General features: G+C 65.3%; 16 protein-coding genes. 7 read left to right on the forward strand and 9 right to left on the reverse strand.

Going from position 1 to position 20,752, the window contains the following annotated elements; all coding sequences use genetic code 11:
• The first annotated feature begins 2 nt into the window (after window positions 1-2).
• From BLV45_RS04385 to BLV45_RS04395, 3 genes are read left to right on the forward strand one after another with little or no spacing between them, the layout of a single operon-like run.
• Complete coding sequence (locus tag BLV45_RS04385) at window positions 3-941, forward strand: branched-chain amino acid ABC transporter permease (RefSeq protein WP_090529424.1); 939 nt, start codon at window positions 3-5, stop codon at window positions 939-941.
• Window positions 928-3,066: a branched-chain amino acid ABC transporter ATP-binding protein/permease gene (locus BLV45_RS04390; RefSeq protein WP_090529427.1), complete on the forward strand. Its 2,139-nt coding sequence runs from the start codon at window positions 928-930 to the stop codon at window positions 3,064-3,066. Before BLV45_RS04385 ends, BLV45_RS04390 begins: the two co-directional genes overlap by 14 nt.
• Window positions 3,063-3,779 (forward strand): ABC transporter ATP-binding protein, encoded by a 717-nt coding sequence (locus BLV45_RS04395; protein ID WP_090529430.1) that lies wholly within the window; start codon window positions 3,063-3,065, stop codon window positions 3,777-3,779. Before BLV45_RS04390 ends, BLV45_RS04395 begins: the two co-directional genes overlap by 4 nt.
• Before the next feature lie 238 nt (window positions 3,780-4,017).
• Here the strand turns inward: BLV45_RS04395 and iolB are convergent, their stop codons facing one another.
• The 7 genes from iolB to BLV45_RS04430 all read right to left on the reverse strand — a co-directional run bounded on the left by iolB (window position 4,018) and on the right by BLV45_RS04430 (window position 13,031).
• Window positions 4,018-4,824: a 5-deoxy-glucuronate isomerase gene (gene iolB / locus BLV45_RS04400; RefSeq protein ID WP_090529434.1), complete on the reverse strand. Its 807-nt coding sequence runs from the start codon at window positions 4,822-4,824 to the stop codon at window positions 4,018-4,020.
• Window positions 4,821-5,735: a myo-inosose-2 dehydratase gene (gene iolE, locus BLV45_RS04405; protein ID WP_090529437.1), complete on the reverse strand. Its 915-nt coding sequence runs from the start codon at window positions 5,733-5,735 to the stop codon at window positions 4,821-4,823. Before iolE ends, iolB begins: the two co-directional genes overlap by 4 nt.
• A gap of 10 nt (window positions 5,736-5,745) precedes the next feature.
• Window positions 5,746-7,704, reverse strand: a complete 1,959-nt coding sequence (gene iolD, locus BLV45_RS04410) for a 3D-(3,5/4)-trihydroxycyclohexane-1,2-dione acylhydrolase (decyclizing) (protein ID WP_090529440.1) — start codon at window positions 7,702-7,704, stop codon at window positions 5,746-5,748.
• Window positions 7,701-9,731, reverse strand: a complete 2,031-nt coding sequence (locus tag BLV45_RS04415; protein WP_090529443.1) for a bifunctional 5-dehydro-2-deoxygluconokinase/5-dehydro-2-deoxyphosphogluconate aldolase — start codon at window positions 9,729-9,731, stop codon at window positions 7,701-7,703. Before BLV45_RS04415 ends, iolD begins: the two co-directional genes overlap by 4 nt.
• Before the next feature lie 100 nt (window positions 9,732-9,831).
• Entirely contained in the window at window positions 9,832-10,641 is an 810-nt protein-coding gene (locus BLV45_RS04420) for an ATP-binding cassette domain-containing protein (RefSeq protein ID WP_407670946.1), read from the reverse strand.
• Between the two features lie 11 nt (window positions 10,642-10,652).
• Window positions 10,653-11,816: an ABC transporter permease gene (locus tag BLV45_RS04425; protein WP_090529448.1), complete on the reverse strand. Its 1,164-nt coding sequence runs from the start codon at window positions 11,814-11,816 to the stop codon at window positions 10,653-10,655.
• 168 nt (window positions 11,817-11,984) lie between these two features.
• Window positions 11,985-13,031, reverse strand: a complete 1,047-nt coding sequence (locus BLV45_RS04430; RefSeq protein ID WP_090529451.1) for a sugar ABC transporter substrate-binding protein — start codon at window positions 13,029-13,031, stop codon at window positions 11,985-11,987.
• Between the two features lie 265 nt (window positions 13,032-13,296).
• Between BLV45_RS04430 and BLV45_RS04435 the strand changes: the two genes are divergently transcribed.
• From BLV45_RS04435 to BLV45_RS04450, 4 genes are all read left to right on the forward strand, one after another.
• Window positions 13,297-14,178 carry a MurR/RpiR family transcriptional regulator gene (locus BLV45_RS04435; RefSeq protein WP_090529454.1) on the forward strand — a complete coding sequence of 294 codons (882 nt, stop codon included), beginning with the start codon at window positions 13,297-13,299 and terminating at the stop codon, window positions 14,176-14,178.
• The gene (gene iolG, locus BLV45_RS04440; protein WP_090529457.1) at window positions 14,171-15,181 is read left to right on the forward strand and encodes an inositol 2-dehydrogenase; all 1,011 of its coding nucleotides are present in this window, start codon (window positions 14,171-14,173) and stop codon (window positions 15,179-15,181) included. The genes BLV45_RS04435 and iolG overlap by 8 nt, the downstream gene beginning before the upstream one ends.
• Before the next feature lie 80 nt (window positions 15,182-15,261).
• A complete protein-coding gene (locus tag BLV45_RS04445) occupies window positions 15,262-16,290 on the forward strand; it encodes a Gfo/Idh/MocA family oxidoreductase (protein WP_090529460.1) in 1,029 nt (342 codons plus the stop codon).
• A gap of 153 nt (window positions 16,291-16,443) precedes the next feature.
• Entirely contained in the window at window positions 16,444-16,671 is a 228-nt protein-coding gene (locus tag BLV45_RS04450) for a sulfurtransferase TusA family protein (RefSeq protein ID WP_090531103.1), read from the forward strand.
• A gap of 173 nt (window positions 16,672-16,844) precedes the next feature.
• Here the strand turns inward: BLV45_RS04450 and galU are convergent, their stop codons facing one another.
• Both galU and BLV45_RS04460 read right to left on the reverse strand, forming a co-directional pair.
• Entirely contained in the window at window positions 16,845-17,726 is an 882-nt protein-coding gene (gene galU, locus BLV45_RS04455) for a UTP--glucose-1-phosphate uridylyltransferase GalU (RefSeq protein WP_090529463.1), read from the reverse strand.
• A gap of 134 nt (window positions 17,727-17,860) precedes the next feature.
• On the reverse strand, window positions 17,861-20,728 hold the full coding sequence (locus BLV45_RS04460) for a valine--tRNA ligase (protein WP_090529466.1): 2,868 nt from the start codon (window positions 20,726-20,728) through the stop codon (window positions 17,861-17,863).
• Window positions 20,729-20,752 lie beyond the last annotated feature (24 nt).

Consider the following 20,752-nt stretch of genomic DNA (forward strand, 5'->3'; position numbering starts at 1 on the left):
GAGTGCAGTCGCTAGTCATCAACCTGCTGAACGGCGCCAGCTACGGATTGCTGCTGTTCATGCTGTCGGCGGGGCTGACGCTGATCTTCAGCATGCTCGGCGTGCTCAACTTCGCGCACGCCAGCTTTTACATGCTCGGCGCGTACGTCGGGCTTTCGGTCGCCGCACACGCGGGGTTCTGGAGTGCGCTCGTGATTGCGCCGGTGGTGGTCGGCCTCGTCGGCGCGGCGATGGAGCGCTGGTTGCTGCGGCGCGTGCGCCCGCACGGTCACCTTGCCGAGTTGCTGCTCACGTTCGGCGCGGCGTATCTGATCGGCGAGGCGGTCAAGCTCGTGTGGGGTTTGCCGGCGCTGTCGGCGCCCGTGCCGCACGTGCTGGACGGCACGCTCTTCACGATGTTCGGTGCGGGTTTTTCGCGTTATCGCGCGTTCATGATGGCGGTTTCGGTCGCGATGCTCGCCGCGTTGTATGTGCTGCTGCACACGTCGAAAACCGGCCTGATCGTGCGCGCGGCGCTGACACATGCAAGCGCCGTCGAGGCGCTCGGCCACAACGTGCCGCGCGTGTGTACGCTGGTGTTCGCGGCGGGCACGGCGCTCGCCGCGCTTGCCGGCGTGATCGGCGCACCACTCTTCGTGATCGAGCCGGCGATGGCCGATTCGGTCGGCTCGATCGTGTTCGTGGTGGTCGTGACCGGGGGTCTCGGGTCGCTTGGCGGCGCGCTCGTGGCGTCGCTGATTGTCGGATGTACGCAGACGTTCGCTGTCGCAAGCGACGTGTCGCTCGGTTCGCTTGCTGCTCTGACGGGGCAGTCGCTGCCGGCGCAATGGGCATCGCTTGGCGTCGCGCAGGTCGCGCCGCTCGTGCCGTATCTGCTGCTCGTCGCGATGCTGGCGGTGCGGCCGCGCGGTCTTTTCGGGCGGCGCGATGACGAGGCCTGATTTGCGCCGCGCGCCTCCAGTGTCCGGCAACGTTAGCGCCGGTGGTGAATCGCGCGCGCAGGCGTCGGCGTGGCGAACCGGCCTGTCGTGGCTCGCGTTGATCGCGCTGCTGATCGTGCCGCCTTGCCTGTCGTCGCAGAGCTGGATGCTCGCCTATCTGGCGCAAACCGCGTCGATGATCGTCTTCGCGCTCTCCTGGAACCTGCTGCTCGGCGAGACGGGGTTGCTGTCGTTCGGCCACGCCGCCTTCGCCGGGATCGGCGCACTCGTCGCGGCGCATCTCTTTAACCGGTATGGCTTCTCGTTGCCGTGGCTGCCGCTTGCAGGCGGCGTGGGTGGCGCGCTCGCCGGTGCGATCGCAGGCCTCGTCGCGACGCGTCGCGCGGGTACTGCGTTTGCGATGATCACGCTTGGCATCGGCGAACTCGTGGCGGCTGCGGCGTGGTCGCTGCCCGACTGGTTCGGCGGTGAAGCGGGCGTGTCGATCGACCGCGCGGGCGGCCCCGCGTGGGGGACGTTTACGTTTGGCCCGGCGCGCGAGGCATATGCGCTGATCGTGTGCTGGTGCCTGCTCGCCACGCTCGCGATGTGGGCGCTGTCGCACACGCCGTTCGTGCGGCTCGCGAATGCGGTGCGCGACAACCCGGTGCGCGCGGCGTCGACGGGTTGCGATCCACGGCGCGTGCGGTATCGAATGTTCGTGCTGTCGTCGTTCTTCGCGGGCGTCGCGGGGACGCTGGGGCTCATTAACGTCGAGCTGGTGTCGACGGAAAGCGTAGGTATGCTGCGTTCGGGCTCGGTGCTGATTGCCGCCGTGATGGGTGGAACGGGCGCGTTTTTTGGGCCGGTCGCGGGCGCGGTCGTGCTGGTGTTTTTCAGCGTCGCAGTGGCGAGCGTCACGCGTGCGTGGCTGTTTTACCTGGGGCTGTTGTTCATTGTGATCGTCGTCCACTCGCCGGATGGTGTCACCGGGCTGCTGGCGCGTGCCGCCATGCGATTGCGCCGGCACGGATGGCGCGCGTGTGCGGGCGCCGCGTTGTGCGATGCGTGCGCGGGTCTGACATGGGTACTGGCCGTCGTGCTGGCGGTGCAGTACGCGTATGCGATGCAGTCGGCGGATGAAATGGGCGGACACGTCGTGCTGTTTGATTCGTTCGCAATCGACACGACAGCGCGGATCGCCGCGATCTGCGCGGTGGTTGTCGTGCTGGCGCTCGCTGGCTGGTTGATACACCGTCGTGCGCAACGTGAATGGGTGCGTCTCGAACGGCTTCGCGGGGAACCGGCAACCGGTGTGCAAGCCGCGGCGGACACAAACGCCATCACGCTCCATGCGACGGCGGCCCCCAGCATCCCATCCGCGATCAAACCCGGCGCACCTGCGCTCGTTCTCCGGGGCGTCGAGAAAAATATCGACGGGACCGCGATCCTTCGTGGCGTCGACCTGAGCATCGCGGCCGGCGAGCGGCACGCGCTGATCGGCCCGAACGGCGCGGGCAAATCGACGCTCTTCAACCTGGTCGCCGGCGTGGGCCGGGTGAGTGCGGGGCGCATCGAAATCAACGGCATCGATACGACGCGATCGACGCCCACCGCGATCAGCCGGAGCGGCGTCGCGCGCAGCTTCCAGACGACGAGCGTCTTCGGTCGCCTGACGGTGCTCGACAATCTGCGCTGCGCCGTGCTCGCGGCGAACGGCGAAGGCGTGCGCTGGTGGCATCGATGGCTGCATGCGCGTGTACTCGACGTGCGGGTCGAACGCGTGCTCGATGCCGTGGGTCTCTCGCCGCGCCGGCACGTGCTCGCGGGTACGCTCAGCTACGCCGAACAACGCGCGCTCGACCTTGGCATCGCGCTCGCGGGCGGCGCGTCCGCGCTGCTGCTCGACGAGCCGACAGCCGGCATGAACCGCGCCGAAGCCGCGCGCGCCATCGAACTGATCCGCGAAGCAACCCGGGGCCGCACGCTGTTGATGATCGAACACGACATGGACGCGGTCTTCAGCCTCGCCGACCGCGTCTCCGTGCTCGTGCAGGGGCGCGTGATCGCGACGGGCACGCCGGAAGCGATCCGCGCCGACAAGAACGTTCGGGCGGCCTACCTCGGCGAGGATCCCGCCCGATGACCGCCTTGCTCGACATCGACGGCCTGTGCGCGTGGTACGGCGCGAGCCAGGCGCTCTTTGGCGTCGATCTGCGCATCGAGGCGGGCGAGGTCGTCGCGCTCATGGGGCGCAACGGCTCCGGTCGCTCGACGCTCGCGAAAGCGATCATGGGCCTCGTGCGCGCGGAGGGCAGCATGCGGTTCGCGGGCCAGCCGCTCGCGGGGCGGCGCACCTTCGAAATTGCGCGGCTTGGCATCGGGTACGTCCCCGAACATCGCGACGTGTTTCCGGCTTTGACGGTGTATGAAAACCTCGAACTCGGCGTGGCGCCGCGTCGGGAGAAAGGCGCGCGACCGCGCTTCACGTTCGATGACGCGTACGCGCTCTTTCCGATTCTTCACGAACGACGGACGACGCGAGCCGGCGCGCTCTCCGGCGGCGAGCAGCAAATGCTGACGCTGGCGCGGGCACTTCTCGGCGGCCCCGATCTGCTCGTCATCGACGAGCCGGCCGAAGGGCTTGCCGCCCCGCTCGTCGCGCAGGTCAGCGGCTGTCTCGCGCAGCTTCGCGATCGCGGCGTGGCGGTGCTGCTGATCGAGCAGCGGCTCGTCATCGCCCATGACATCGCGAGCCGCATCGCCGTGATGGGTCACGGCGAGATTGTCTTTGACGGCACGTTCGAAGCGTTTCGCGAGCAGGATCACGTGATGCACGAATGGCTCGGCGTTGGCTAAAAAGCAAGCGCATTTGAACGCCGTTGTCACGAAAAGCCGGTGTACGCGTCGCGATTCTTCACCCGGCAATTCCTTTGCCTTTGGGCATGTCCGGTTTGACCACAACGCGCAGACCCGCGTCACATCCTTAAAGCATGCACCTTCGCGTGCAACCAGCTAACCAGCCAGCGATCCAGACGCCGCCTCGCTCTTCACATGAACCGGCGGCGTCACACGTGAAAGCACCCACAGCACCCACTCAGCCCTTCGCATCACGCTCCACGATCCACTCATGCGCCGGATCGTTCTTGAAGTGCCACACACGCTGCTTGCCGGCCATCACGTTCAGATAGTACGAGTCGTACCCATACGGCACCACGACCGGGTGATAGCCGCGCGGCACCATCACCAAGTCGTGATCCTCGACCGCGAGCGATTCGTCGATATCGCGCGAATCGGTGTACACGCGCTGGAACGCGAAGCCTTGCGGCGGATTCAGGCGGTGGTAGTACGTCTCCTCGAGCGAGCTTTCCTGCGGCACGTTATCCGTGTCGTGCTTGTGCGGCGGATAGCTCGACGCATGGCCGCCAGGCGTGCGGACCTCGACCACCAGCAGCGATTCCGCCGGTTCGGTCTGCGGAAGAATGTCGCAGACGTAACGCGTGTTCTGACCTTTGCCGCGCGTCGAGCGCTTCATCTGCGAAGGCTCGATCAGGCGCGCCGGCAGCGTGCCGGTGGCCGGTGCGGTGGCGACGCCGATCTCCGCGCGTCGCGTCGCGCGAATGGTCGCATGCACGCCGGGCGGCACGTAGACGGCATACGGCGCGGCATCTTCGAAGACGCTGTCGCGCGAGCCGAGGCTCGTCCATTTCGTGTCGGCGGTTTCGACGTCGACCGTGCCCGTCAGCACGACGATGCACGACTCGCGTGCCGTTTCATGCACGTAGATGATTTCTTCCGCTTCCATCCGGTACGCGACGAACCCGACGTATCGCCACGTGGCGGACTGCGGTGTCACGCGCGCGATTGTCTGGCCATCGCGCTGTGCCTTGACGAGCAGGCTCATGCTGCCTCCCTGGTTGGGGCCAGCGGCGCATCGACGAGCGATCGCAACGTCTGGTAACCCTTCTGCGCATACGTGTATGAAGCCGCGATCACCGGATCCTGTTCGGCTTCGACCACGAGCCATCCACGATAGCCGTGCTGCTTCAGACGGCCGATGATCGACGCGAAATCGACGGCGCCGTCGCCCGGTACGGTGAACGCGCCGTTGATCACCGCGTCGAGGAAGCTCCAGTTGCGGTTGCGCGCGAGCTTGATGACGGCGGGGCGCACGTCCTTGCAATGGACGTGGCACACGCGCGCGATGTGTTTGTCGAGCACCGTGACCGGGTCGCCGCCCGCGAACGTGATGTGTCCGGCGTCAAACAGCAGACCGACGGCGTCGCTCGTGAGCGACATCAGGCGGTCGACGTCCGGTGGCGTTTCGACGTACGCGCCCATGTGATGGTGATACGCAACCCGCACGCCCCGGCTGAGCGTGTAACGCGCGAATTCATCGAGACGCGCGGCGTACTGTTCCCACTGCGCGTCGGAGAAAAAGCGCGGCCGTTGATAGAGCGGTTGCGGCGCGCCCTGGATCGAATCCGCGACTTCGCCATACACCATGACCGTCGCGCCGTTTTTCGCGAGCAGGTCGAGATGCGGGCCCACGGCTTCGATTTCCTCCGCGACGCTGCGTTTCGCGAGACGTCCCGAATACCAGCCGGAGACGAGCGCGAGATCGTACTGCGCAAGCAGCGTCTTTAGCGCCTGCGGTTCGCGGGGAAACTTGTTGCCGAGTTCGAACCCGTCATAGCCGATCTCGCGGCCCTCGGTCAGCGCGAGCGCGAGCGGCGTTTCGCCGCCGAGCGAGGGCAGGTCGTCGTTCATCCACGAAAGCGGGTTGATGCCGATACGTACTTCAAAGCCAGTCATACGGATGTCCTCAATCGTTGGCGTCGCCGCTATCCTGCAGGTCGCCGCGTTCGCGCGCGGCCACCTGCTCTTCATATTTCGCGCGGGCTTCGCGCACGGCAGGGCGGCTCGATACCTCGGGCACGGCCACCTCCCACCACCAGCCGCCGTCGTCGGTGGTGCGGGCCGCGTCGGTGTCGATGCTGATCACGTAGGTGCGGTCCGCCGCGCGCGCGCGTTGCAGCGCGGCTTCGAGTTCACCGATATTGGCTGCGTGCTCGGCAAGCGCGCCGAGCGCGCGCGCGTGCGCGGCGAAATCCACCGCCGGCGCGCCGGGCGGGCCTTGCACGCAGTCGTCGAACATGTTGTTGAACGGCGCGCCGCCGCACGCCTGCTGCAGGCGGTTGATGCAACCGTAGCCGCGATTGTCGAGCACGACGACGATCAGCTTCGCCCCCAGCATCACCGACGTCGCGATCTCGCTGTTGAGCATCAGATAGCTACCGTCGCCGACCATCACGATGACGTCGCGCCCGGGCCGCGCGAGCTTCGCGCCAAGGCCGCCCGCGATCTCGTAGCCCATGCACGAGTAGCCGTATTCGACGTGATAGCCGCCCGGCCGCCCGGTGCGCCACAGCTTGTGCAGCTCCGCCGGCAGCGTGCCCGCCGCGCAGACGACGATGTCGTCGGTCGTCGAGCGCGCGCTGGAGCGCTGCACGGCGCCGATCACGTCGGCGTCGTAGGGCAGCACGCCTTCGCGCTGCGGCGCGTGCGTGAGCGTGACGAGCGTCTCGCGCCATGCTTCGGCGAGCTGCTCTGCGCGCTGCGTCCAGCCGGCGTCGGCGCGCCATGCGCCGAGTCGCGCGGTGAGCGCCTCCAGCGCGAGACGCGCATCCGCTTCGACGACCACGCCGCGATGCTTCATGCCGTCGAACGCATTCGCGTTGATACCGATGACGCCGGCCTGCGTGAAGAGCGTGTTCGAGCCGGTCGTGAAGTCCTGCAGGCGCGTGCCGACGGCCAGCACGCAATCGGCGCGATGCGCGAGTTCGTTCGCGGCGGGCGAGCCGGTCACGCCGAGCGCGCCGGTGTTGAGCGGGTCGTCCCACGCGAGCGAGCCCTTGCCGGCCTGCGTCTCGGCGACGGGAATGCCATGCCGCGCGGCGAACGCCTTGAGCGCCCCGGTCGCGCGGCTGTACAGCACGCCACCGCCCGCGACGATGAGCGGCTGTTTCGCGCCGCGCAGACGCTCCAGCGCCGCGTCGAGTTCATGCGCGACCGGCGCGGGCGAGTGAAACGGCACGACCCGCGGCGCAAAGAAATCCGTCGGGAAGTCGAACGCGGCGGCCTGCACGTCCTGCGGCAGCGCCAGCGTGACCGGGCCGCACAACGCCGCGTCGGTCAGCACGCGGATCGCGCGCGGCAACGCGGTCAGCAACTGCGCCGGATGCACGATGCGGTCGAAATAGCGCGAGACGGGCTTGAACGCGTCGTTTGCCGAAATGCCGCCGTCGTGAAAATCCTCGACCTGCTGCAACACCGGATCGGGCGCGCGTGAAACAAAGATGTCGCCGGGCAGCAGCAGAACTGGCAGGCGGTTGACGTGCGCGAGCGCCGCCGCTGTCAGCAGGTTCGTCGCGCCCGGGCCGATCGACGTGGTGACGGCCATCATGCGCCGGCGAAAATGCGCTTTCGCGTAGGCGATCGCGCTGTGCGCCATCGCCTGCTCGTTGTGCGCGCGCAGCGTCGGCAATTCGTGGCGATGCTGATACAGCGCTTCGCCGAGCCCCGCGACGTTGCCGTGTCCAAAGATCGCGAACACGCCGCCGAAGAGCGGCTCGGTGCCGCTGCCGTCCTCGGTGACGACGCGCTGCGCGGCCAGATAGCGCACGAGCGCCTGCGCGCCGGTCAGGCGGATCGTGCCGCCCGCCTGTACCTGCGTCGCTTCGTTGGCGGGCGCCGTATCGTGATGCAACACACGCTGGTTCATGCCGCCTGCTCCTGATTGACGTTGCGCGCGCCGCCCGCGGGCGCCGCGCTTTCGCCGCGGGCCGCACGCCACGAGGCGATCAGCGTCTCGAAGGTGTCGCGCACGCGCGCGATGAGTCCGGCGTCGTCGATCTGTCCCGCGAGCCACGCGTGGCTCGGCTCATGAAAGATCGTACGCCCGACCGTGAAACCGCGACACGTCGCCGACGTGGCGGCGGCGCGGAATCCCTCTTTCAGCTGCTCGACGCCCGCCGACAGACCCAGCAGCACGACGCCACGGCAATACGGGTCGCGTTCGGCGATCAGCGCGTCGATGGCCTGCCACTGGCTCGCTTCCATCGGTTCGAGCTTCCACCATTCCGGATAGATGCCGATGTTGTAAAGCCGCTTCAGCGCGCGATACACGGTGTCGGACGCCATCGGCAGATTCGCGTTTTTCGGCGGAATCACTTCGAGCAGCAATTCGTGGCCGCTTGCCTGCGTCGCGTCGTAGAGCGCGCGCAATTGCGCTTCCTGTTCGAGCCGCTGTTCGATCGGCTCATCCGGATGAAACTGCACGAGGCATTTCGCGACGTGATCGCGCGGCCAGTTCATGAGCGTCGTGCCGATCGAGCGGCCGTGGTCGAAGACGAGCGGCACCGAACCCGGCAGTTCCACCGGCCGGCCGATCCACCAGCCGCGTCCGGTTGCGGCGTTCAGCGCGTCCTGACCGTAGCGGTCGTCGATCAGCACGCCGATGCGGCCCTGCAGCCCGAGCGCGGCTTCCGTCTGCGCGACGGCTTCGACGAACAGGCCCTTCAGCGTGTGAATGCGCGACTCGTCCGCGCCAGTCTGCTGCGCGAGGTCGAAGAACTGGTTGCGATGATCGAACGCGAACCCGAGCACTTCGGCGTGGACCGCGCGCGCGGGCGTGACGCGATGCAGCCGGGCGAGCGTCGCGTCGCGATCCGGGTGGCGCATCCGTTGCGGGTCGGCTTTCGCCTCGCGCAGGAAATATTCGAGCTCGGCCGGCGTCGGCATGGCCGGCGCGCAGCCGTGGCGCGACACGACGAGCGCGCCGCTCGCGTTCGCGGCGCGCGCGCAGGCTTCGAGCGGTTCGTCGCGCAGCCAGCCGGACAGGAAGCCCGACGCGAACGCGTCGCCCGCGCCCAGCACGTTCAGCACCTCGACCTGCACGCCGCCCTGAACCGGCACGCCGTCGAGCGAGGCGGGGACTGCGCCGTCGATGATCTGGCAGCCCATCGGGCCGCGCTTCACGACGAGCGTCGCCGGCGTGAGCGCGCGGATGGCGGCGAGCGCCTTGACGAGATCGGTGTCGCCGCCCGCGATGCTGAATTCCTCCTCGGTGCCGATGATGAGGTCGAAAAGCGGCAGGAAGCGCTGCAAATGGGCCGTCACGCCTTCGCTGGCGATAAAGCGCGTCTCGCCATCGGCCTTGCCCGTCAGGCCCCACAGCACCGGCCGGTAGTCGATGTCGAGCACGGTGCGCACCTGGTTGCGGCGCGCGCAGTCGAGCGCGCGGCGGCTCGTGCGGTTCACCTGCTCGGTCGAGAGATGCGTGCCGGTAATCAGCAGCGCCTTCGACGACGCGATAAACGCCTCGTCGAAGTCGTTTTCGTCGACGGCCATATCCGCGCAGTTCTCGCGATAGAAGACGAGCGGAAACGTGTCGCGGTCCTTCAGGCCGAGCAGCACGAGGCCCGTCAGCCGCGCCTCGTCGATGCGCACGTGGCTCACGTCGCAGCCTTCGTTCGCGAGCGTTCCGGTGAGAAAGCGGCCCATGTGGTCGTTACCGACGCGCGTGAGCATCGCGGATGCGAGGCCGAGTCGCGCGCAGCCGAACGCGATGTTCGCCGACGAGCCGCCAAGGTACTTCGCGAACGTCGACACGTCTTCGAGCCGCGCGCCGACCTGCTGCGCGTACAGGTCGACCGCGAGGCGGCCGAGGCAGATCACGTCGCGGCTGCGGCCGGGTGCAAAACGACTGGCCGGGCTGGCGGCCGTCGCGGGTTTGCTGGAGAGAGCCATGAATATTCCTGAATGTCTGGGTACGCAACCCGGCGCCCGGGCGTGCATGCGATCTGGCGCGCGAGAGCACGCGATGCATGAAAGGCGGGGGCGCCGCGGTTCAGATCGTCGCGCCTTCGAGTTCGCCGATCATCTTCTGCATTTCGGCGCCGCCGGCCATCATGTCGAGCACCTCGTCCTTGCTGATGGTTTCCTTCGTAAAGGTGCCGAGCGACTTGCCGCGATTGAGCAGCGTGAACGAATCGCCGATCGGATACGCGTGATGCACGTTGTGCGTGATGAAAATCACCGAGATGCCTTTCGCGCGCGCCGTGTGGATCAGCTTCAGCACGTTGAAACTCTGCTTGACGCCGAGTGCGGCGGTGGGCTCGTCGAGAATCAGCACGCGCGCGCCGAAGTGAATCGCGCGCGCAATCGCAAGACACTGCTTTTCGCCGCCCGACATCGTGCCGATCGGCTGATGCGGGTCGCGCACGTTGATGCCCATTTCCGCGAGTTTGTCGCGCGAGGCCGTCGCGCACCGGTCGAGGTCCATCACGTTCAGAAAGCCGAACAGTTTCTTCTGCGGCTCGCGTCCCATGAAGAAATTGCGCGCCACCGACAGCAGCGGCACCAGCGCCAGATCCTGATAGACGGTGGCGATGCCCAGATCGAGCGCATCCTTTGGCGACGTGAAGTGGACCGGCTGGCCGTCCACCCGGTAGACGCCGGCGCTCGGCGCGTGTACGCCCGCCAGCGTCTTGATCAGGGTCGACTTGCCGGCGCCGTTGTCGCCGAGCAGGCAATGGACTTCGCCGCGTCTCAGTTTGATCGTGACGTCCTTCAGTGCGATCACGTTGCCGAAATAACGGCTGACGCTATCCAGTTCGAGGATGTAGTCGTCACCGGCCGGTTGTGTGGCGGTCATCATGAACTCCTTGCCTAGCGGGACGCCGCGACGCGGCTGCGCACGTAATGGTTGAAGAGCACGGCGAACAGCAGCATCACGCCAAGGAACACGCGGAACCAGTCGGAATCGATATTCGTGTAGGTGATGCCGATCTGCACGACGCCGAAGATCAATGCGCCGAAGCTCGCGCCGACCACCGACCCGTAGCCCCCGGTGAGCAGCGTGCCGCCGATCACCGCGGCGATGATCGCCTCGAATTCCGCCTGCAGCCCGCGGTCGGCCGCGGCCGAACCGATGTCGCACACCTGCAGCACGGCATAGAGGCACGCGCAGAACGCGGTCAGCACGAACAGCAGGATTTTCACGCGCCGCACCGGCACGCCGACGTTCTTGGCGGCATTGGCGTCGCCGCCGGCGGCGAAGATCCAGTTGCCAAAGCGCGTCCTCGCCAGCGTGAACGCGCAGATCGCGGCCAGCACGAACCACCAGAGCAGCACTTTCGGAATGCCCGGCACGAGCGGCAGGCCGTTGTCGAGCAGCTTGATGACGCCGACGTGACCCAGCCAGACGAACAGCTCCCTGAAGGCGACGCCCTGGAAGAACGTGTGGGCGAACCAGTCCTGGCGCGCGACGTCGCCGACGCCGGAGATGATCGTGCGGTCGGCGAACATCACCGACAGCGCGAGCGTGAGCCCGCGCAGAATGAACAGGAACGCGAGCGTCACGATGAACGACGGCAGCCGCGTGCGCATCACCAGATAGCCGTTGAGCGCGCCGAGCAGCATCGAGCCGATGAACGCGAACGCGATCGACAGCGCGATCGGCCAGTGGAAATACATGGTCGGCAGCGCGACCATCATGCCGGCGAAGCCGATCATCGAGCCGATCGACAGGTCGAACTCGCCCGCGATCATCAGGAGGCACGCGCCGACCGAGATGATGCCCAGGTAGGCCGCGACCTGCGACCAGTTCATCACGCCGTCGAGGTTGAACATCCCCGAGTGGCCGGCCGCGAGCCCGAACACGATGAACACCATGACGGTGCCGGCCAGGGCCGCGAACTCCGGCCGGGTCAGCAGATGCCGGAACCACGATTCCCGACGGACGCGCTCATCGGGCGCCGACGTTTCCGAAGCTTGCGCGTCGGCGGCGGGATGTTTGCGCGAATGGATGTGGAAGGGGTTGGCTACGCCCATTGAAGCTCTCCTTGATGCGCCGGTGCATGGCGGGTCGCTGGGACCCGTCCGGCGCGCGATGCATGTGAAACATGGCGAACAAGGGGGCGGCGGCTGCGGCCTGCCGCCCCGGTTTCCTTCATGCGGGCCGCGACGATGCTTTCACGTCCGGCCGTCCTGCACGGTGCGCTAGCGGTACTGCCCTGCGTACTTGATCACCTTGTCGACATTGGCTTTGGTGATGAAACCCGGGCCCGAGCCGATATTGCGCGGACCATAGGCGGGCGCGAGCCCGTAGGTGGCGAGCCGTTGCTGGAACTTCGGATTCGCCTTCAGGACCTCGGTGATCTTCACCGGATCGGTGGTGTGGTCCTTTTTCGCGATGGCGAGCACCGCCACCGGGATATAGCCCTGCAGGTAGGGCTGCTGGTCGATCGCGAACTGGATCGTGCCGTCCTGGATGGCCTTCGCGATGTCGTTGTCGAAGTCGAACGTCGCGAACCAGATCTTGCCGGCCAGCCCCATCTGCTGCAGCGCCTTGATCGTCGGGTCAGCCGACAGCGGCCCGAGCGCGAGCACCGCCTGGGTCTTCGGGTGATTGCGCAGGAAGGCGCTCACCTTCGACTGCACGCCGGTCGGATCCTGGCCGGCATCCAGCGTGGACGTCTTGAAGTTGACGCCGATCGCCTCGGCGAAGCCGCGGCAGCGTTCGAACGAAGCCGGATTGGTCGCGTAATGATTCACGCACAGGAACGACTTGATGCCCGCGGCCTTGGCCTTTTCGCCCGCCGCCTTGCCCGCCTCGTATTCAGGCTGGCCGACGTGCATGATCGCGCCAAGCTCGGCGCTTTGCTTCTCGGTGCCGGAGTTGATCGTGACGAGCGGGATGTGCTTTTCCGTGACCTTGCCGATTGAGTTCTTCAGCACGTCGAAGTCGGCAATCGAGACGATCACGCCGTCGTAGTTGCGCGCGGCAGCCTGTTCGACGAGGCGCGCCATGTCGGCGATGTCGCCGTTCGGCGGATTGCGATAGTCGGTCTCGACGTTGAAGTCCTCGTCGGCCTGCTTGATCGCGTTCTTGATGGTGTTCCACCACGAATCCGAATCCGGCGCGTGGCTGATCAGCACGAAGTGCGCGTCCGCAGCCTGCGCGGACGACGCAGCCCCGAACCCCGCAGCCAGTGTCAGTGCGGCTGCCAGAATCCTGAGCGAAGCCTTGCCCTTGCAAAGTCTCATTGTCTCCACCTTTCTCGGTCTGTCGTTATTAAAAGGAGCGCCTGATGGACCGTGAACCGGACCGCGAACCGTCACCGGCACACCAGCACTCACGACCAAGATTAGGCCAACTTCTTTTGTTCTGCAATGAAAATTTCATCACAAACTAATTTGGAAAATGTGTTCCATTTATGACGTTGCGTGCCTATAATCCGGACCGTCAGAGCGCAGTGTTGATGATCGTCAAGTCGTTGATGCAGCGCGGAAAATGCACCGGGGAAGGCCCATGGCGGAAGAGAGCACGGAAGAGTTGCGAAGCGTCGAGGAATTGATGCAGCGCATCGCGGAAAACTACGAATCGCTGCCACGTCAGCTGAAGAGCGTCGCGACCTACATCGAGCAGCACAAGTCGAGCGTGATGGTGGATCGCACGAGCGATATCGCGGCGAGTTGCGGCGTACACCCGTCGGCGGTGGTGCGGTTCGCGCAGCGCTTCGGGTTCTCGGGATTTTCGGACCTGCAGGCGGTGTTCCGCCAGGCTTATACGGGGCAGGGGACGTCGTCGCCGAGTTACCAGCAGCGCATCCGCAAGCTGATCGACGAGAAGCCGGGCGCGCTGTCCGGCGGCGCGGTGGCGCGCGAGTTCGTGGCGGCGTGTCGTGGCGGTCTCGACGAACTCGAAGAGGGGCTCGACGACGTGCAGTTCGAAGCCGCCGTCAAGATGCTCCAGCAGGCGGAGAACATTTACGTGATCGGCGTGCGCCGTTCGTTTCCGGTGGCGAGCTACATCGTCTACGCGTTGCAGCACACGCCGAAGCGCGTACACCTCGTGTCCGGGTTCGGCGGCATGTATCGCGAGCAGATTCGCAGCGTGAAGAAGGGCGACGTGGTGATCGCGATCAGTTTCGCGCCGTACGGCAAGGAAACGCAGTATTGCCTGCGCGTGGCGCATCACCATCAGGCGAGGACGCTGGTGATCACCGACAGCCAGCTTTCACCGCTGTTGCGCTATGCGAGCGCGCAACTCTATGTGAAGGAAGGGAGCGCGTTCGCGTTCCGTTCGCTCACGAGCACCATCTGTCTGTGCCAGGCGCTCTTTATCGCGCTTGCGTACCGGCTCGAACTGAACGTGGAAGAATCGAAAGACATGGGAGGCTACGATGACTGAGGCGGTAAAGACGATCGATGTGGCGGTGTTCGGCGCGGGTCGCATCGGCCGGATTCACGCGGCGAACCTGGCGCGGCAACCGGGCGTGCGGCTGAAATATGTCGTCGACGTGAACCGCGAGGCCGCGGCGGCGCTGGCTGAACAGCACGGCGCGCAGGTTGCGGATATCGATGGCGCGATGGGCGATGCGTCGGTGGGCGCGACGGTGATCTGTTCCAGCACGGATACGCACGCCGATCTCATCCTGCAGTCGGCCGCGCAGAAGAAACATGTGTTTTGCGAGAAGCCCGTCGACCTGACGCTGGAGCGCGCGCGGGCGTGTGCCTCGGCGGTCGAAAAAGCCGGTGTGGTGTGCATGATCGGCTTTCAGCGGCGCTTCGATCCGACGTTTTCGGCACTGAAGGCGCGCATCGATGCCGGCGAGATCGGCACGCCGGAAATGCTCGTCGTGACGAGCCGCGATCCGGGCGCACCGCCGGTCGAGTACATCAGGCATTCGGGCGGCATCTTCAAGGACATGCTGATTCACGACTTCGACATCTTCCGCTGGATTCTCGACGACGAAGCCGAGACGCTTCATGCAACCGGCAGCTGTCTCTCCGATCCGGCCATCGCCGATGCGGGCGACATCGATTCGACTGCCGTCACGATCCGCACGAAACGCGGACGCCTGTGCCAGATCAACACCGCTCGCCGGGCTGCCTATGGATATGACCAGCGTTTCGAAGTGCTGGGCAGCGAAGGCATGCTGCAGGCGGGCAATGTGCGCCCCACGGAAGTGACGGCGTACTCGAAGACCGCGGTATCGAGCGACGTGCCCGAGGCGTTTTTCCTCGAACGCTATCGCGCGGCTTACGCGCTGGAAATCGCTCATTTCTTCGATGCGGTGACGCACGGCAAGCCGGTGCGCACGACGGTGGCCGACGGCATGAAGGCGCTCGAACTGGCCGAAGCCGCGACGCGCTCATGGCGCGAGGGCAAGGCGGTGCGGATCGGCGAGTGAGCGGGCGGATGGCGCGTTCGCGCGCTTTTGCCGGTGGCACTTGCTGAAGCGTGCTGTGAAAAGACATGGGAGATAGTTTGATGAGCGCAGCGGTATCTAATGTGCGGGTCGGTGTGGTGGGGCTCGGTCGTCTGGGCAGACGGCACGCGCAGAACCTGGCGTTTCGCGTGCCCGGCGCGTCGCTCGTCGCCGCGTGCAGCCCGGTGGAAGAAGAGCTTGACTGGGCGCGCGACACGTTGCCGTCGACGCGTCTCTACCGCGATTACGCGTCGCTGCTCGACGATCGCGACATCGACGCGGTCTGGCTCGTGACGCCTTCATCGCTGCACGCGCAGCAGATTCTCGATGCGTTGCGCGCGGGCAAGCATGTGTTCTGCGAAAAACCGCTCTCGCTCGACGTCGCCGAATGCGAGCGCGTGATCACGGAGGCCGCGCAGTATCCGCAGCTTCGCGTGACGATCGGCTTCATGCGGCGTTTCGATCCGAGCTATCGCGATGCGTTCGACCGTATCGAGGCGGGCTCGATCGGCCGGCCGTTCATGGTGCGCTCGCAGACCTGCGACCAGAACGATCCCGACGGCTTTTTCGTCCGGTTCGCGCCGACGTCGGGCGGCATTTTTCTCGACTGCAGCGTGCATGACATCGACGTCGCGCGCTGGCTGCTCGGCAACCCACGCGCGACGCGCGTGTTCGCGAGCGGCACGATCGCGTTGCACGAGGGGCTGCGCGAATTTGGCGACGTCGACAACGGCGTGGCGATCTGCGAATTCGAAGGTGGCCGCCTCGCGATGTTCTACGCGTCGCGCACGATGGCGCACGGCAACGATACCGGCAGCGAGGTGATCGGCACGGCGGGCGCGATGACGATCGGGCGGATCCCGCGCGCGAATCGCGTCGAGATCGCCGACGTACACGGTGTGCGCAGCGAATGCACGCCGACGTTCTTCGAGCGTTTCGAGGACGCCTTCCTGTGTGAGGCACAGGCGTTCGTGTCGGCGGTGAAGGGCGGGGCGCCGGTCGGCGCGAGTCTCGCCGATGCACTCGAGGCGACGCGCATCGGCTGCGCGATGCGCGAGTCGCTCGCGAGCGGGCAGCCGGTCGTGCTGTGATCGCGTCTGATCGTGTTGGCTGGGCGCCTTTGCCTGGCGCCACGCCGCGTCGGATCGAGGGCGGCGGAGCGCGGACCGGGAGGGTGCGGTAGAATTTGACGCTCTGATGGCGTCCTTCGGACGCCTCCTCCCGAAGGTCGATCCCCGATGCAGATCCAGGTTCACAAGGAAGTCGATGCGCGCGGGCTGAACTGCCCGCTGCCCATCCTGCGCGCCAAAAAGGCGCTCGCCGATATGGAAAGCGGCCAGATTCTCAAGGTGCTCGCCACCGATCCCGGCTCACAACGCGATTTCGCCGCGTTCGCCAGACAAACCGGCAATGAACTCGTCGAAGTTTCATCGCAGGACAAGGTTTTCACGTTTCTGATGCGGCGGCGCTAAGCCGGGCCGGGCGTCGTCGTGGGTGGGGCGTGCCGGGGCGTGTCCGGTTGTGTCATGTGCAGCGCCGATGTGCGCCACACACGCGCATGAAAAAGGCGCTGTGCCCGCGATAAACGCAGGCACAGCGCCTTTTTGAAACGATCACCGCCGCGAAGCGGTGCGATTCAGACGGCTTACCCCTCCAGCACCGGCGAACGCGTGCGCAGATATTCCTCGAAATCCGCGGCCACTTCCGGGTGGCGCAGCGCGAATTCCACCGTCGCCTTCAGATAGCCCAGCTTGCTGCCGCAGTCGAAACGTGTGCCGTGATACTTGTACGCGAGCACCTGTTCATCGGCAAGCAGCGATTCAATGGCGTCCGTCAGCTGGATCTCACCGCCGGCACCCGGCTTGATCGCGCGGATGTGATGGAAAATGCGCGGCTTCAGTACATAGCGGCCAACCACGCCGAGGTTCGACGGCGCGACTTCCGGCGCCGGCTTTTCGACGATTCCCGACAGCTTGATGATCGAATCTTCCCATTCCTTGCCGTCGACGATGCCGTAGGACTTCGTTTCTTCCGCCGGGATTTCTTCCACGCCGAGCACGGAGCTGTGATAGTGGTCGAAGACCTCGATCATCTGCTGCATGACAGGCGGCTTGCCGTACAGCAGGTCGTCCGCGAGGATAACGGCAAACGGATTGTCACCCACCAGCTTTTCGGCGCACAGCACCGCGTGGCCAAGCCCCAGCGCTTCCGGCTGACGCACATAGAAGCAGTCGACGTGACTCGGCTTGATGCTGCGCACGAGTTCGAGCAGCTTCTGCTTGCCGCGTGCTTCGAGTTCGGCCTCGATCTCATACGACTTGTCGAAGTGATCCTCGATCGCACGCTTGCTGCGCCCGGTCACGAAGATCATTTCCGTAATGCCCGCCGCCATCGCCTCTTCGACCGCATATTGAATCAGCGGCTTGTCGACGATGGGCAGCATTTCCTTGGGGCTCGCCTTGGTGGCAGGGAGGAACCGGGTGCCAAGACCTGCTACCGGAAAAACTGCTTTTGTAACTTTTAGCATGTGATTACCCTGGATCCTCTGGTTACAGTGCGTGCAAAATATCTATCGCCTGTTAAAACGCGCGCTCTGGTCCTGTGCTTCGGTTCTGCATTCGGCCCCGCTTTTCGGCCCATCTCGCGCAACAGGTTCGACGTTCAGGCAGGCAGACGCGCAAGTTGCGCCGTGAGCTTGCCAATCGTGGCCTGATATTCTGCCAGCCTTTTCTGCTCCTGCTCAACGACCACAGGCGGCGCTTTTGCAACAAAGCTCTCATTTTGAAGCTTGGCGTTACATTTCGAAACTTCCGCGGTCAGTCTTGCCACTTCCTTTGACAAACGTTCGCGTTCCGCCGCGACATCGATCTCGACCTTCAGCACGAGCTTGTCATGACCGACGATAGCAATCGGCGCGCCCGCTGCCTGCGCGTCGAGCGTCGCCTCGTCGGCGATGATCTGGACCTCCGACAGACGGGCCAGCGCCTGCGCATACGGCGCGAACGTTTTCAGACGCTCCGCATTGCCGGTGGCAAGAAGCGGCACCTTCACGGCCGGCGACAGGCTCATCTCGCCGCGCAGGTTACGCGCCGCGTCGATGACCGCTTTCAGGTCCGCCACCCACTGCTCGGCCGCTTCGTCGATCTTCTTCGGCTCGGCCACGGGATAGCGCTGCACCATGATCGAGGCTTCGCCTTCCGCCATGCCTTCCGGGTAGCTGGCCGCGAGCGGCGCCACTTTTTGCCAGAGCGCTTCGGTGATGAACGGGATCACCGGATGCGCGAGACGCAACACGGTTTCGAGCACGCGTAGCAGTGTGCGGCGCGTGGCGCGCTGCTGCTCCGGCGTGCCGGTCTGGATCTGCACCTTTGCCAGTTCGAGATACCAGTCACAGTATTCGTCCCACACGAACTTGTATATGGCGTTCGCCACATTGTCGAAACGATAGTCGGCGAAACCCTTCGCGACTTCCGTCTCGACGCGTTGAAGCAGCGACACGATCCAGCGGTCCGCCTGCGAGAAATCCGTGTAGCCGCCCGGGCCGCAATCACCCGGCTGGCAGGCGCCCGGCTTGCTGAAGCCGCAGTCGTGACCTTCGCAGTTCATCAGCACGAAGCGCGTGGCGTTCCACAGCTTGTTGCAGAAGTTGCGGTAGCCCTCGCAGCGCGCGAGATCGAAGTTGACGTTGCGGCCGAGCGTGGCCATCGACGCCATCGTGAAGCGCAACGCATCCGTGCCGAACGCCGGAATGCCCTCGGGGAATTCCTTGCGCGTCTTCTTTTCGATCGACGTAGCCTGCTTCGGATTCATCAGGCCGGTCGTGCGTTTCGCGACCAGCGCGTCGAGTTCGATGCCGTCGACGATATCGATCGGGTCGAGCGTGTTGCCCTTGCTCTTCGACATCTTCTGGCCTTCCGCGTCGCGCACGAGACCGTGTACATAAACAGTGTCGAACGGCACGTTGCCGGTGAAGTGCGTGGTCATCATGACCATGCGCGCAACCCAGAAGAAAATGATGTCGAAACCCGTGACGAGCACCGACGAAGGCAGGAAGTGCTTCAGTTCCTGCGTTTCGTTCGGCCAGCCAAGCGACGAGAAGGGCACGAGCGCCGACGAGAACCATGTGTCGAGCACGTCCTCGTCACGGCGCAGCGCGCCGGTGTAGCCTTTCGCGACGGCCTGCGCCTTCGCTTCTTCTTCGGTCTTCGCGACGAAAATCTCGCCGTTCTCGCCGTACCACGCGGGAATCTGGTGGCCCCACCACAGTTGACGCGAAATACACCAGTCCTGGATGTTTTCGAGCCACTGGTAATACGTGGTCGTCCAGTTCTCCGGTACGAACTTGATTTCCCCGCCGCGCACGACGTCGAGCGCCGTTTCCGCGATCGACTTGCCCGGGTTGAACGTGCCTTCCGGCGCCGGCTTGCTCATCGCGACGAACCACTGGTCCGTGAGCATCGGCTCGATCGCGACGCCCGTGCGGTCGCCGCGCGGCACCATCAGCTTGTGCGGCTTGACCGATTCGAGCAGGCCAATCGCTTCGAGATCGGCCACGACGACCTTGCGTGCGTCGAGGCGATCGAGGCCGCGATATTTTTCCGGCGCGTTGTCATTGATCTTCGCGTCGAGCGTGAAAATCTCGATTTGCGGGAGCTTGTGGCGCAGGCCCACCTGGTAGTCGTTGAAATCGTGCGCGGGCGTGACCTTCACGACGCCCGTGCCGAATTCGCGATCGACGTAGTCGTCGGCGATGATCGGGATTTCGCGGCCGGTGAGCGGTAGCGTCACCGTCTTGCCGATCAGGTGCGCATAGCGTTCGTCTTCCGGATGCACCATCGCGGCGACGTCGCCGAGCATCGTTTCCGGGCGCGTGGTCGCGACCGTCAGATGACCGGAGCCATCCGAAAGCGGGTACTGGATGTGCCACAGGTGGCCGTTTTCTTCCTCGCTGACCACTTCGAGATCGGAGACGGCGGTGAGCAGCACCGGATCCCAGTTCACGAGGCGCTTGCCGCGATAGATCAGACCCTGTTCATACAGACGGACGAATACGTCGCGCACGGCGGCGGACATTTTGTCGTCCATCGTGAAGTATTCGCGCGACCAGTCGATCGACGCGCCGAGGCGCCGCACCTGGTTCGTGATGGTCGAGCCGGATTCCTGTTTCCATTCCCACACGCGCTCGACGAACTTCTCGCGGCCCAGCTCGTGACGCGACACCTTTTGCGCGTCCAGCTGGCGCTCGACGACGATCTGCGTGGCGATGCCGGCGTGGTCGGTGCCGGGCACCCACAGCGTGTTCTCGCCCAGCATGCGGTGATAGCGCGTGAGGCCGTCCATGATGGTCTGGTTGAACGCGTGACCCATGTGCAGCGTGCCGGTGACGTTCGGCGGCGGCAGTTGAATCGAGAAATCCTTGCGGTTCGCATCCATCGTTGCGGCGCTGTAACCGCGTTTTTCCCATTCGGGGCTCCACTGGGCCTCGATTGTCTGGGGTTCGAAACTCTTGGCAAGCGTGCTGTCGCTCATTATTGGAAGTCTGCCGAAAAATGC

The sequence above is a fragment of the Paraburkholderia sartisoli genome (assembly GCF_900107685.1).
Taxonomy (GTDB): domain Bacteria; phylum Pseudomonadota; class Gammaproteobacteria; order Burkholderiales; family Burkholderiaceae; genus Paraburkholderia; species Paraburkholderia sartisoli.

Bases quoted from the DNA above. Each gene is read 5' to 3' on its own strand.
- iolD (WP_090529440.1), bottom strand. From the start codon at position 7,704: ATGAACCAGCGTGTGTTGCATCACGATACGGCGCCCGCCAACGAAGCG.
- BLV45_RS04395 (WP_090529430.1), top strand. From the start codon at position 3,063: ATGACCGCCTTGCTCGACATCGACGGCCTGTGCGCGTGGTACGGCGCG.
- BLV45_RS04425 (WP_090529448.1), bottom strand. From the start codon at position 11,816: ATGGGCGTAGCCAACCCCTTCCACATCCATTCGCGCAAACATCCCGCC.
- BLV45_RS04415 (WP_090529443.1), bottom strand. From the start codon at position 9,731: ATGGCTCTCTCCAGCAAACCCGCGACGGCCGCCAGCCCGGCCAGTCGT.
- iolB (WP_090529434.1), bottom strand. From the start codon at position 4,824: ATGAGCCTGCTCGTCAAGGCACAGCGCGATGGCCAGACAATCGCGCGC.
- iolE (WP_090529437.1), bottom strand. From the start codon at position 5,735: ATGACTGGCTTTGAAGTACGTATCGGCATCAACCCGCTTTCGTGGATG.
- BLV45_RS04390 (WP_090529427.1), top strand. From the start codon at position 928: ATGACGAGGCCTGATTTGCGCCGCGCGCCTCCAGTGTCCGGCAACGTT.
- BLV45_RS04430 (WP_090529451.1), bottom strand. From the start codon at position 13,031: ATGAGACTTTGCAAGGGCAAGGCTTCGCTCAGGATTCTGGCAGCCGCA.
- BLV45_RS04435 (WP_090529454.1), top strand. From the start codon at position 13,297: ATGGCGGAAGAGAGCACGGAAGAGTTGCGAAGCGTCGAGGAATTGATG.
- BLV45_RS04445 (WP_090529460.1), top strand. From the start codon at position 15,262: ATGAGCGCAGCGGTATCTAATGTGCGGGTCGGTGTGGTGGGGCTCGGT.
- BLV45_RS04460 (WP_090529466.1), bottom strand. From the start codon at position 20,728: ATGAGCGACAGCACGCTTGCCAAGAGTTTCGAACCCCAGACAATCGAG.
- iolG (WP_090529457.1), top strand. From the start codon at position 14,171: ATGACTGAGGCGGTAAAGACGATCGATGTGGCGGTGTTCGGCGCGGGT.
- BLV45_RS04420 (WP_407670946.1), bottom strand. From the start codon at position 10,641: ATGATGACCGCCACACAACCGGCCGGTGACGACTACATCCTCGAACTG.
- galU (WP_090529463.1), bottom strand. From the start codon at position 17,726: ATGCTAAAAGTTACAAAAGCAGTTTTTCCGGTAGCAGGTCTTGGCACC.